Origin of the sequence: Daejeonella sp. (assembly GCF_044232565.1) — a bacterium.
In the GTDB taxonomy this organism is placed as follows: Bacteria; Bacteroidota; Bacteroidia; order Sphingobacteriales; family Sphingobacteriaceae; genus Daejeonella.
The window spans coordinates 1-13,345 of record NZ_JBIILQ010000052.1 but is presented as its reverse complement, the minus strand read 5'-3'; the positions used below and the strand labels follow the sequence as shown (position 1 = coordinate 13,345).

Annotated in this window: 9 protein-coding genes; 1 reads left to right on the top strand and 8 read right to left on the bottom strand. The window is 34.4% G+C overall.

Annotated features, from left to right (window positions below):
- The 8 genes from ACILQF_RS04790 to ACILQF_RS04755 form a co-directional block, all read right to left on the bottom strand.
- A partial coding sequence (locus ACILQF_RS04790; protein ID WP_395626276.1) for a glycoside hydrolase family 3 N-terminal domain-containing protein occupies positions 1-659 on the bottom strand: 659 nt, incomplete at its 3' end.
- Entirely contained in the window at positions 643-2,085 is a 1,443-nt protein-coding gene (locus tag ACILQF_RS04785; RefSeq protein WP_395626275.1) for a hypothetical protein, read from the bottom strand. The genes ACILQF_RS04785 and ACILQF_RS04790, both read right to left, overlap by 17 nt.
- 918 nt (positions 2,086-3,003) lie before the next feature.
- Positions 3,004-4,608 carry a RagB/SusD family nutrient uptake outer membrane protein gene (locus ACILQF_RS04780; protein ID WP_395626274.1) on the bottom strand — a complete coding sequence of 535 codons (1,605 nt, stop codon included), beginning with the start codon at positions 4,606-4,608 and terminating at the stop codon, positions 3,004-3,006.
- A gap of 16 nt (positions 4,609-4,624) precedes the next feature.
- Positions 4,625-7,816 carry a SusC/RagA family TonB-linked outer membrane protein gene (locus tag ACILQF_RS04775; RefSeq protein ID WP_395626273.1) on the bottom strand — a complete coding sequence of 1,064 codons (3,192 nt, stop codon included), beginning with the start codon at positions 7,814-7,816 and terminating at the stop codon, positions 4,625-4,627.
- A gap of 700 nt (positions 7,817-8,516) precedes the next feature.
- Entirely contained in the window at positions 8,517-9,227 is a 711-nt protein-coding gene (locus ACILQF_RS04770; RefSeq protein ID WP_395626272.1) for a GDSL-type esterase/lipase family protein, read from the bottom strand.
- Positions 9,228-9,231: 4 nt separating this feature from the next.
- Positions 9,232-9,975, bottom strand: a complete 744-nt coding sequence (madM, locus tag ACILQF_RS04765; protein WP_395626271.1) for a malonate transporter subunit MadM — start codon at positions 9,973-9,975, stop codon at positions 9,232-9,234.
- 11 nt (positions 9,976-9,986) lie between these two features.
- A complete protein-coding gene (gene madL / locus ACILQF_RS04760; protein WP_395626270.1) occupies positions 9,987-10,373 on the bottom strand; it encodes a malonate transporter subunit MadL in 387 nt (128 codons plus the stop codon).
- Between the two features lie 17 nt (positions 10,374-10,390).
- The gene (locus tag ACILQF_RS04755) at positions 10,391-11,863 is read right to left on the bottom strand and encodes an acyl-CoA synthetase (protein ID WP_395626269.1); all 1,473 of its coding nucleotides are present in this window, start codon (positions 11,861-11,863) and stop codon (positions 10,391-10,393) included.
- Between the two features lie 150 nt (positions 11,864-12,013).
- Between ACILQF_RS04755 and ACILQF_RS04750 the strand changes: the two genes are divergently transcribed.
- Complete coding sequence (locus ACILQF_RS04750) at positions 12,014-13,024, top strand: LacI family DNA-binding transcriptional regulator (protein ID WP_395626268.1); 1,011 nt, start codon at positions 12,014-12,016, stop codon at positions 13,022-13,024.
- Positions 13,025-13,345: the final 321 nt, after the last annotated feature.

Below are 13,345 nucleotides of genomic sequence, written 5' to 3'. Positions count from 1 at the left end.
ACAACACGTCCCCAGCGAGGGTCTCTAGCTAAATCCAAAATAGGAACATACACATTGGTGTAGCCTAAAGCTTTTGCTTCACGCCCAATAACATGACCCGCTTTATTTATCAATTGTTTATTCCAAGTACTACCCATGCTAATTGGAGAAGGTAAACTGGTAGCCTTTTCATTGGCCAAACCATGAATAGCTTCATTTGTAAAGTCAACAGGAATACCCAAACGAGTTTCTTCAACAAACCATTTTTGCACTTGGTTTATGGCACCAGCATGGCGACTGTAAGGAAAAGAATATTTAGTAAATGTTTGAGGTCTAAAGGTTGTGTTGTTGAGATGCTCATCAATATTGCCGATGCCATCTTTCCAGATTTTAGTTTTCCAAGATTCTGTTGGTAGTTCATCTTTCAAAACCCTACCATAACCATATAAAGTGGCTAATTGATTTGACTTTTCATTCAGTGTCATTTGTGAAAGTAAATCCTTAATCCTAATATCTACGGCTTGATTTGGATCTTCAAACAAATCTTTAACTCCGTTCTTATTGAAATCTATCCATCCTTTACGATAAATATTTACAGCATCCTTCTGCGCAAAAACACTTGCTGAACAGATTAAAAACAATAGAACAATTAGAAGTATATTTTTATTTCTGTTTAACATCGTTGTTTTTATTAAAGTATTCTAAAATTAAATAGCTATTGATATTTAAATCTTTAAAGGATTTTAATAATGGACTATAAAATTGATAATCATTGTTAACTATGCCTTTATTCGCATCATTATTCGAAGGATCAGCTTTGGTATATTTCGGATCATTATCTTGAAATTTAAACCAATGCCATCCGATACAACTTTTAGATTCGAGTAAACTCAAGCAATAATTTTGATAAAATAAGCCTCTATCATTCTGTGTTTTGACTACCCATCCCGCTCCAGATTGATTAGGAAGGCCAGAATCTTCCGCCTTCACATAAAACTCAGTAATGATAAGGGGTTTCCCAGACCATTTTTCCCAATTTTTCATACTTTGTTGTGAGGGAGTCCAAGTACCGTAATAGTTAACTGAAACCACATCAATATACTTACCCGCAGACTCCATAAATTGCTGAACATTTTTCTCTCCAGTATAAAAACGACTACCCAAGATCATATGATTAGGATCATATTTCTTAATACTAGCACTCACTGTAGCGAAATATTTATCCGCTATATATCCGAGGAAATCTGCTCGATCCTGATCGCTAATATTTTGAGGTTCAACATTTCGAGAACTCAACCACTTTTTTGCAGCCTGAAAGCCAAGATCTGTTTGGGGAAGACTGAGGTATGATTCTAAGTTTTTAAGGCTAAAAGGCAATTCATTGTCTGTAAAATATCCATATAAATTTTGATCATTGCGGTATTTAACAATTTTTTGAGCAAATTGATCGCAAAAAACTTCAAATTCAGGATCAAAAACAAATATGGTATTCTTAGGATAGCCTTTATGCCCAGCTTCTTGATAAGTACCACCTCTCTTATTCCCATATTCACTCATCATATTTAGCATAACAGAATAGGCAATAGGCTTTTTTGAACTTTTATTGTAAGCAATTATAGCGTCAGTATCAGACCAAGAACCAGCACCGTTGAAGCCCCTGCTGGAGAGCGTATCCAGGGTGGCTTTTATCCAAGAAAAATCATTACCAAAAACAGTTTTAAAAGCCTTGATGTTTCGATCAGACTTACCTTGTTGAATACTATTTACAGCAATGTGTAAACCTGCGAAGCCATCAGGGTCTATACTCCACCATTTCCCATTGATTTTTTCAGTCCGAAAGAAACCCGTGCTTTTTGTTTTGATGTTTTGCTGACTTCCATATTTATTAGTTATGGATTTCTGATTACTTAATTTACTTGATAAGCTAGCCACTGTCCTCGTTGGAAAGCTACGCCAATCACTAAAGCTAATTTGATTGTCTTGTTTTGAACGCACTTTGGCATAAACAATTACCGAATCTGTTTGCATATTAGCCAACAAAATATTGCAACTCAACAAGAAACTTGCTAGAAACAACAATGAACGCGCGAATAAATAATTATACATCAATGCTATTTTAAAAATTTAAAAATTACTTTAAGTGTAAAAACAACCAAGTCAGATTAAATATGCAAACAATATGTAAATGAACAGAGGTTTTAGGCCTAAATATTTACGAAAACGATTGCAATTTTCAAGATCTGTTTTTTGACAGACTGCTTTTCAAAGTAAATCCTATCACGCTAATTCCACCTTGAAAAAAGGTGTATTAGAAAAATGCTGCTCTCTTAAAGCATAAAAACATATTTAAGGTTTAAATTCCAAACTGTTGAAAAAAAATGTCGGCATGATAATAGCCCGAAAAGGTATTATAATCATCGATTAGGCGAAATTAAGACCCAATAAAAAACCATGGATTTTGAAGTTGAGTGGATGCAATTATCGACTGAATCTTCTGGCTAATATCTTACCAAACCTTGATCAATTTGGAGGGCTAACCTTATTACTAAAAGACAAGTTTTCTTTTATAGATCTCCACTATACAACTAGCTGAAATCCAGCCATAATAAACTAAGAAAAAATCATAAAAAATGAAATAAAAATATTTACGTAGCCTTAAAATCTAAATTTATCCATTGGATTTACCATTTGTGTTTTCAACAAAATCTTTTAGTGATAAATTTGGGTTGAACATAACAGTAATCACTACCGTTTTAGCTAGGCTATAACTAGTGGGATAAGTAATTACAAAAGTGGCCTTTATAAGAAGATTCCTTAATAAACTGACCTCTTTGATAGTGATGAATTCGTCATCACTATCAAAGAGGAGTTACAGTTTACTGATTTTCATCGCATAAAAATGAATATTCTCAAGGGAAATTATGCTTAAGGCAAGTAGGTTCAAACACTCCATTTTTTCGATAAAAATTGAATATAAAACATACTACTTCCAAAATTATGTGCCCTTAAATAATTCAAATTTGATTAAAACCAGCCAAGATTTTGCGTCATACTTTTATTTAGAGATAATTCAAGAGTTGGAATAGGCAATAAATAATGCTTATCCGCAGCGTTTGTATAACCAACTGCACTATATTTCAGGGCAGTTGAAGCAGATGTTTTAATGTCTGCCTCTACAGCTTTTAACACAGGAATAAGAACTTTCCAACGTATTAAATCCATTTTTCTTAATCCTTCAAATGCTAATTCACGAGCTCTTTCACTCATAATTGCATTTCTAAAGTTTTCTTTTGAATCAACTCTAACTTCTGCCAGAGGATTAGCTGCATCAATAATTGGATAGGTAGTAGATGCGAAAGCACGTTTCCTCACCGCATTAAAATATTGTAAAGCAAGAGCTGATGGTCCATTAAGTTCATTTTCAGCCTCAGCGTACATCAACAGAACATCTGAGTAACGAAGCATCGGAAAATTAGTTGGCGACCAGTCGGCGCTTTTAGGAATAACCACTTCATATTGTCTTCTCCATTTTCCAGAATCACGATTGTAGAATTCTGTTGCTAAATGATTAACTGGTGTTGAGTTGGTATTAGAGGTATATCTAAATGGGGCAATATTCCAATCTCTTCTCACATCAGTTAATGTAATGGAAGTGCCATACCTTTTAAATAAAGTAGCACTAGGTGCTATAGCGGCATATCCATAGCCTGCAGTACCCAATCCTGCATCAGCACCAGTAAACCTAATGGCTTGCTGATTTACATGTCTGCCACCCTCTTTGGTAGTACCTACATTATTACCGAAAAACTCAATTTCCCAGATCGTCTCTTTAGTGGTAAGATCGTATAAATCAGCCGACTGATTGATAAATATTTGCTTATAGTCTGGGTTAAGACCATGGATTCCAGATAGGATAACCTTTTCGGCCCATGATTTTGCGAGTGCATATTTAGAAACATCATTTAATGGGAAACCTGCCATTTTTAAGCATACACGGGCTAACATTCCTTGCACTACCGACTTAGAAATTGTTCCTGGGTGGGCAAATGCATTTACCATGGCTTCGGCAGCTGTCATATCTTCTAAAATTTTAGCATAAACTGTTGCTGATGCTGTTCTAGCCCTATTTACCTCTACTGCCGAAGTAACTGGTTCAATAATTAAGGGCACATCACCCCATAAACTCACCAATAAGAAATAGGCGTGCGCTCTTAAGAACAAAGCTTGTCCTTTGATATTATTCTTTTTAGCGATATCAATAGCAGGCTTATCAATATTTGCCAAGAGTAAGTTAGCTCTGTTTATTGCATCATAAAGCTGTCTCCATGTGGCTCCTAACTGAGTTTCGTTGGCATCGTGATTGTATTTATGTACAAAAATGGTTGCATCGTCACGCTTACGGAAACTTTCATCCGTACCACTTGTTAATTCGAGTGCTAAATTACGAGCATAGGTGCCATCTTGAGCAAAAGCATCATAGACCCCTGCAAGTGCCATATTTAAATCTCGCTCACTACTGTAAAAATTAACAGGAGAGATAAAATCTTGTGGAACTGTCTCTAAGTATTTCTTGCATGAGCTAGTAGTAATAAGCACCAAACTCAAGAAAATATATTTGAACTTTTTCATAATTGATACTATATAATTATAATGAAACATTTAAGCCAAATGTGATGGTTTTGGCGCGTGGATAAACTGAATAATCGAAGCCCGGTGTAAGCGCTGAGCTAAAGGCTGAAACTTCAGGATCTAAACCTGAATACTTGGTCCAAGTATATAAATTCTGAGCTGCAGCATATAATCTTAAACTCTTAAGTTTGATTCTATCTAGGTATTTGTTTGGAAGATTATATCCTAAGGAAAGCGTTTTTAATCTTATAAATGAAGCATCTTCAATTACACGACTTGAATAGGCACGTGGGCCTTGACCGCCAACTTTGAACATATCATTGTTTTGATTTTCTAGTGTCCAAGAATTTTTCACAGTTGCGAATTGATTTTGAGTGGCTGTACCATTACCCCCTTCAAATTGCAATCGATTTGCATTAAGCACCTCACCTCCGTATGAAAACTGGAAGAATACGTTCAAGTCAAATCCTTTATATCGGAAGTTATTTGAGAAGCCCCCAATAAAATCCGGATTTGGATTGCCTATGACTGTTAGATCCTTACTATCTATTACTCCATCACCATTTATATCTTCATACTTAATCCATCCTGGTTTCACTTTTGAATCGTAGGTTGCAACACCACTTTTAAGTGCATAAACTCCCGGACTAGTTTCATTAAAATCGCTCAACTGATAGTTTCCTTTCCAGATATAACCATAAAATTGAGCAATTGTCTCGTCAACATTGGCGATGTAAGCTGGGATATCGCGCCATTTGGGATTACTTTGATTATCCCAGTTTACGAGGGTTAATAATGAACTTTGGTTCTCTGCCAATCCTAATATTTGATTTCTATTGAATGAAATATTGAAATTAGAATTCCAATTAAAGTTTTTAGAATCTAAATTGACTGTATTTAATGTAAACTCTAAACCTTGATTTCTAACTTTTCCAATATTTTTAAATGCACTAGTATAGCCCATGCTTGGGGGCAATTTAGCATCTAATAATAGATCGCGAGTTACTTTACGGTAAACATCTACTTCAATAGATATACGATTAGAAAATAAACCTAAGTCGAAACCAATATTACCTTGCTCCGTTGTTTCCCATTTCAATAAATTATTTCCTAAATCTGATGGCCATGCGCCATTGCTTAATGAATTATTGAATGGATAATATGGCGTTACGTTAGCACTGATAGCTTGCAAACTCAGTTTAGGAAGAGAGGCGAAATCAGATACTCGGTTATTACCAGTAACACCAAAACTTGTGCGCAGTTTAGCCTCTGAAATAAACCTAAGGTTTTTCATAAATGGCTCATTACCTAGCTGCCACGCAAAAGCTCCTGTTGGAAAATAGCTCCAACGGTTTTCTGCAGCAAATTTAGATGAACCGTCTGATCTTACAGAGGCGGTAAATAGATATTTAGATTTAAAATTATAATTAACACGACCTAAAAATGAAGCCAATTTATTTTCAGAAAGTGCGGCGCCCATGAAACCTGGTATCCCCTCATCTATACCACTTAAGCCCAAGCTTTCATTAGGTATAAAGGTTGCACTTATACCTGTAGAATTGAATTTAGAACCTTGTATGGTGAAACCTGCAAGCACATCTAGCTTATGATTTTTATTAAATTGCTTTGAATAATTTAATGTGTTTTCATTAAGATAGCTATTACGTTCAATTACGTCAATTGATCCATTTACACCATTAATTCTTCCAGAAACAGTATTGGGACTTGCCGAACGGGTTTGAGAATTATTAAAATTTTCATTTCTGTTGGTTTGTTGAGTAAAGCCTCCAGTAATTTTCAGTTTAAAATCTTTCCAAAACTTATACTCCATAAAAGCGTTGGATGTCAATACCGTGTTCTTACGGTTTCTAAGCTGATTTACAGCCGAAGTAACTGGATTAAACAATCCATTGGCCGATGTAGGATCAAACAATTCATCCGTGTCTTCTTCTTCAAGATCTGCTAAATTACCCTGTGTTATAGGACGATATCCCCAAGCACTGTTTAGCAAGCTAGTCCGATTATCAGAACCGTTCAATTCAGATGGTATAGTTCCAAAACCTTTAAGCATACTATAATTGGTTGTTATACCAACTTTTAAGTTCTGATTAACATTTTGATCAATTGTAAACTTTCCTTGTTTACGATCATAACCCGAATTAATAATTACTCCATCCTGTTTTAGCATTGATCCTGAAATGGAATATTTTGTATCGGAAGTACCACCACTTATTGAAAGTGAATGGGTAGCCATTGGACTATTTCTAAAAATTTTATCTTGCCAATCAATTCCTTCGACATCTTTATAATAATCTAACGTACGATTGCTTGTCCAGCCATTTTGGGGAGTTGCAGGCCCGATATAAATATTACCAGCAGCCGTTCCATTTCTGGCAATCTGATAATTGATATAATCATAAGCACCTAACACTTCCATACGTTGCAATATTTCTTGAGTGCCATATGACCCTTTGTATGAAATTACTGTTTTACCTTCCTTACCTCTTTTAGTAGTAATTAAAATTACACCATTTGCACCACGAGAACCATAAATTGCGGTAGCAGATGCATCTTTCAAGACTTCAATCGACTCAATATCATTTGGATCTAAGCTGTTATTTTCTGGTCCCTCAATAGGAAAACCATCTATAACATACAAAGGGGAGTTATCTTGAGTAACTGAATTATTCCCTCGAATAACAATATTAATGGCTGATCCAGGCTGACCATCAGATGAAGTCACATTTACACCGGCTAAACGCCCACCTAGAGCTTCTTCAAATGATCTAACTGGTGCCTTCTGCAATTCATTCATTTTAACTGATGCAACTGAACCTGTTAAGTCTCTACGAGCAACCTCACCATATCCAATAACTACCACTTCACCAAGGCTTTTTGATTCAACAGATAAAGTGACAGACATGATTGTATTTTTACCTACAACTCGTTCCTGGCTCAGATAACCGATATAAGTAAATACCAAAACCGATTGCACATCAGGTACATCTATCTGGTATTTCCCATTTATATCAGTAATGACAACTTTAGTGTTGCCTTTGACTTTAACATTAACACCTGGCAGCGTTTCGCCACTCGCATCTTTTACCACCCCACTTACTTTGATAATTTGCGAGAAAAGCGGACTAATACCACCAAATACAAGCAGAATTATTAAGGGTAATACGCGTTTTTTAAAAGTTTTTTTCATTATTCAATTTGTCTTTTAAATACCTATTAAAAATGTTTTTATTAAAAAATTAGAAATATAATTTTGTGAATTGGACATTTTAATTGCCCAACTTATAGCTAACATATTTAACCACAATAAATTATAATTAATAAAACTATCTAAATTTTTCTGTCTGTAGAACTTTGGACACTTTTATTGAGTAATAATTAAGAAAAATCTACGAAAACGTTTTTTGAGCAAATAGTATAAAATATATTGATTTGTTGAAAAAAACTGTGGCAATAGCTGTTTCCACCTTTTTTCAGAACTACATAATGTATCTAGCTGCCTTTTTAGTAAATTTTAATTCTCTCCTATTATTTAAAGAGAACCAACCATATTTTATCTAATAGTTTTATTGGTATTTTTTACTTAATAATAGTTAGCAAAAAATATCAATATTTTCAGAAATACTTAGAAAGAGATAGAGGTAAATTAGAAAACATCACTAAAACTAGTGCATAAATTATAAGCCTTCAAGTTAAAATAAAAATAGGCTGGCATGACCTGAACTTACAGACAATAATAAAAAGCTTATTGAGTAGCGCCAAAATATTCAGCACTATTTAACTATTTGCGAATTCAATGGCTCAATAGCCGAATGATGTTAAAAGTGGAAAGATTAAACCTAGCCTAGTACAACAATAAAAAACATGTTATCAAAGAATGAGTTAAACATTTATTTTAAATGAGTGTCTAACTCCTTTCTTATAATCTTTGTCCAAATAGCATAACCCTCCTCGTTCAAATGAATTTGATCTTTTACAAACAAGTCTTTAATGGGCTTGCCATCTGCACCCAAATAATAATCTTTTGTTTCTATAAAATGGAAATTAGAAGTACGCTCACACATATTTTTCACTAAGCGATTAGCTTCCTGCACATTATCCCAAGCATTAATACGCGCATTTGTTGGTGTAATAGCAATCCAAAATACAGGAGTATTAGCATATTTGGCCCTGATTTTGCGTTTAATGAATTGGGCCATTTCCAAAACATCTTGAGGTTTAGAGTCGTTTTTTTTACCCGTAAGATTGTTTGTCCCACTAAAAATAACAATAGCTTTAAATCGATGTGGATAAACTATTCGCTCTAAATAATAGGCCAGATCTTCAATCTTAGAACCCCCAAAGCCCCTCGAAATTACCGAATAAGGCTTCATATCTTCCTCAATTGTCGTCCATTTTCTAATACTTGAACTACCTGTAAATAAAATAGCATCATCAGGATATTTTTGCTCTTTGTTGACTTTTTCAAAATTAGCAATATCATTCGCCCATTTTGGAGTACTCGTGCTATTACGATATCTATAGAGTGGAGAACAATTAACATTTAGGCATAAAACCAATGCTGAAATTGCAATTAGAGGTAAATAGTGACGTAAATTCATGAAATTATATTAAAAAATCTATAATAAAATATAAAATTGAAGGGCAAAGTAAACAAGCTAAACCAGTGTAAAATGTGGCTGTTAAAGCCCCATAAGGCACTAGCTTTTCATCAGTTGCAGCTAAGCCTGCAGCTACACCACTTGTAGTACCCAAAATGCCCCCGTATATCATTGCTGTATAGGGATTATTTAGGCTAATTTTATTTGCAATAACAGGAGTAAGTATAGTAACTAAAATTGATTTAATAACTCCAACTGTAATACTTATTGCGATAACATCTGAGCTTGCACCGACAGCTGATCCAGTTACTGGTCCAACAATAAATGTACACGCACCAGCACCAATTGTTGCAAAACTTTTAGCATCTGTATAACCCATTACATAAGCTATGCTACCTCCTACTAAGAAAGATACAATAATGCCAATAAACAAAGAAAAAATTCCAACTAAACCCGACCTCTTAATTTCTGAAAAACTTACACCCATAGCTGTGGCAACAATTGAAAAATCTCTGAACATTGACCCACCAAGTATAGCCATTCCCGAAAACATTGGAATATCAGCAATACCCCTTTTACCACCAAAATAGGCCAAAAAAAGCCCAATAGTGATAGCTAATGCCGATCCAGGTATTCTATTATTTGTTAATTTTTTTGACAGCCAAAAAGAAATAAAAATCAGGCCTCCAACAAAAAAGAAAGCAAAAATTAAATTGTTTTTCTCCAAAATACTACTAAACAATTCCATCTCTAAAACAATTAAATATTTAAATCATCCTTTAAAATAGGCTTAGGTTTACCTAAACGTGCAATTAGAGGAATTAAGGTGAAACTAACGAGCGTTCCAATAATACCAACCGCAATCGCAACCCAACCACCAGTTAGAGCAGCTTTAACATGCTGAGTGGCAGACATTGCAACAACCACTGGAATATACATGGCGCTCCAAAATAAAACACCCTTTTCTGATTCTTTATCAACAAGTTTACGTTTCTTCATCCATTCTTGTAAGAAAATAAAGAGAATCATCGCAAAGCCAACGCCCCCCACATTCCCATCCATATTAATCAATTCGCCAATATATTCTCCAAGCAATTGGCCCAATAAGAAACAAACTCCCAATAAAGCTACTCCATAAATTTTCATACAGTTTAAATTTTAAGTTAAAATAAAGTTTTAACATCACTTTTTATAACCTTACCCATTGTATTTCTAGGCAATTCCGATACAATAATATAACGCTTTGGTGTTTTGTAAGAAGCCATTCTATCTCTAATCCAAGTATTGATTTCTTTTATATCCGTGTTTGATTTTGCTTCTAATGCCGCAACTACTAATTCTCCCCATTCCTGGTCTTCGATACCCATTACTGCACAATCAGCTATTGCAGGATGAGTACGTAATACTTCCTCAATTTCAAGTGCTGATATTTTGTAACCACCCGATTTAATAATATCGGTAGAATTCCGGCCCAATATTTTATAATTATCATTCTCCAAAATGGCAATATCACCAGTTTTAAACCAACCGTCAGCTGTAAAAGATTTTATAGTTTCATCTGGCCGCTGCCAATACTCAACAAATACATTAGCTCCTTTGATTTGGATCTCTCCAGGTTCACCCGTAACTACATGATCATCATCAGAAGCCAATCTTACCTCTACGCCAGGCAGAGCTTTTCCTACAAAACCAGCCAATCGTTCACCACGGTATGAATTACTTATCGCCATCCCTATCTCAGTCATCCCATATCGCTCCAGCAAAGTATGCCCTGAAATTATTTCCCATCGATCCATAACTGTTACTGGTAAAGCTGCTGAACCAGAAACCATAAGTCTGAAATATTCAAAATAGGATCTAATGGATTCTTGTTCCGATGGACTTAAAGTATCCCAAAAAGCAATTAACTTGAAATAAATAGTAGGAACAGCCATAAAAACATTTACTTCTTGCTGTTTAAATATGTTAAAAATTGCTTCTGGCGAAAATTTATCTAGAAATTGACAGGTAGCTCCAGCGGCCAAGGAACAACAAACTACATTAACTATTCCATGCACATGATGCAGAGGAAGTAAACACAAAACATGATCAGAATCTTGCCATTCCCAAGCCTCCAATAAGGTATCTACTTGCGCCTCTAAGTTCGAAAATGTGCTAACTACACCCTTCGGCAGATTTGTAGTACCACTTGTGTATAAAATCATTGCCTTTCGTGAATTATCTAATTGCGGCAATTTTAATTTTTTGATTTGCTGAATCGATGATGTTGAATAAAGTAAAATGCCTTCGTCTTGAGCTAATTGTTGTAATAACTCCAGATAACATTCATCAGCAATTATTATTTTAGCTCCCGAATCTTTGATCACATATTCTAATGAATTTAAAGGATGGCCTACACACAGTGGTACGGCAACTCCCCCCGCTTGCCAAATACCCCATTGGGTAGCAACATAATCAAAACCGGGATTTACCATAAAAGCTACTCTGTCTTCAGATAAATCATTCTTTTCTTCAAGCAAATTAGCTGATACGTATTTTGAGACCCTTGATAATTCGGTATAACTATAGCTTTGTTTATTGAAGATTATTGCTGTTTTGTCAGCAAAAGACTCCGCTTTAAGAATATATTTAAGCATGAAAAAACAATATATTAGAATTAAATTTTAACCTAAATCTCTACCTTTTTTTAATATTTTAAGATGACAATATGCGAAAACGATTTCGTCTAAACCAAAAAAGTATTCTAATTTGATTCAATTAAAAGGTATATCTTAGTAATTAAAACCATGAAAAAGACGAACCTAAAAACATTAGCAGAAGAGTTAAAACTATCTATTTCTACAGTGTCTAAAGCTTTAGGGGATAGCTATGAAATTGGTTCTGAAACAAAAAAGAAAGTTAAAGAACTTGCAGAGCGACTGAATTATCAGCCGAATCCATTTGCGAGTAGTCTAAGAAAAAAAAATAGTAAAACCATCGCTGTTGTGATTCCTGAAATCTGCAACAACTTTTTTTCATTAGCTATTGATGGCATTCAAAGTATTGCCCAAGAAAAGGCTTATGATATTTTAACATATCTAACACATGAAAATTTAATAAATGAAATTTCTACCATCAAACACCTTAGGAGTGGGCGGGTAGATGGTGTTTTAATGTCCATTTGCAGTGAGGTAAGCAATCACGCACACCTAGCTGAATTTAGAGACAATAATATCCCTTTAGTATTTTTTGATAGAGTTGATGAAAATCTGGATTTCCCTACCGTAACCACCGATAATTACGAAAGTAGCTATAATGCTACGCAGCATCTAATTGATGCCCAATGTAAAAGGATCGTTTTTTTATCTACTTCAAAGCATTTATCAATAATGAAAAAACGCATTAATGGTTATATCAATGCTCTTGAAAAAACTACAGAAAAATTTGATGCAGGAAATATTATCGAATGCTCTGACAATAATGATGAGAATTTGGCAATAATACGTAAACTCATGAATTCAAAAGATCGACCAGATGCAATTTTTGCCTCTGTAGAGAAACTTGCAATAGCAACTTACCATGTTTGCCATGAATTAAATGTACAAATCCCTAATGATCTTAAAGTTTTAAGTTATTCTAATTTAAATATAGCCGCCTTACTATATCCATCTCTTACAACTATCTCGCAGCCTGCATTTGAAATCGGACGGGAAGCAGCATCAATTTTAATAAGATTGATTGAGAAAAAACATTTAGACGACTTAACTAATAAAGTCATCATCAAAAGTTCTTTAATAGTTAGAGATAGTACGAAATAAACTTTATGTAAGATAGGGCAAACAATAAATTCCACATTTAGTATTCACAATAAAAATCATGGCTAATCGTCATTAAATAATAAGACATGTAATCCATGTGCTTTCTAATATTAGATACTGAATTTTAAGTTTACAAGCTAATTAAAGCAATTTATTAAAGTTTGTATTATTAAAATAATAGGAATTAATCAGTCGCTTAATTGCAAAAACCATAATCTAGCCCTTATCTTTGCATTGCAAATGAAGGGATTAGTAATAAAATCAACAGGGAGCTGGTATGGCGTTTTAACCGAAGGGGATAAGGCCATAAATTGCCGTATC

Coding starts and splice junctions, on each gene's coding strand:
- ACILQF_RS04755 (WP_395626269.1), bottom strand. CDS start 11,863: ATGCTTAAATATATTCTTAAAGCGGAGTCTTTTGCTGACAAAACAGCA.
- ACILQF_RS04785 (WP_395626275.1), bottom strand. CDS start 2,085: ATGTATAATTATTTATTCGCGCGTTCATTGTTGTTTCTAGCAAGTTTC.
- madM (WP_395626271.1), bottom strand. CDS start 9,975: ATGGAATTGTTTAGTAGTATTTTGGAGAAAAACAATTTAATTTTTGCT.
- ACILQF_RS04775 (WP_395626273.1), bottom strand. CDS start 7,816: ATGAAAAAAACTTTTAAAAAACGCGTATTACCCTTAATAATTCTGCTT.
- ACILQF_RS04750 (WP_395626268.1), top strand. CDS start 12,014: ATGAAAAAGACGAACCTAAAAACATTAGCAGAAGAGTTAAAACTATCT.
- madL (WP_395626270.1), bottom strand. CDS start 10,373: ATGAAAATTTATGGAGTAGCTTTATTGGGAGTTTGTTTCTTATTGGGC.
- ACILQF_RS04770 (WP_395626272.1), bottom strand. CDS start 9,227: ATGAATTTACGTCACTATTTACCTCTAATTGCAATTTCAGCATTGGTT.
- ACILQF_RS04780 (WP_395626274.1), bottom strand. CDS start 4,608: ATGAAAAAGTTCAAATATATTTTCTTGAGTTTGGTGCTTATTACTACT.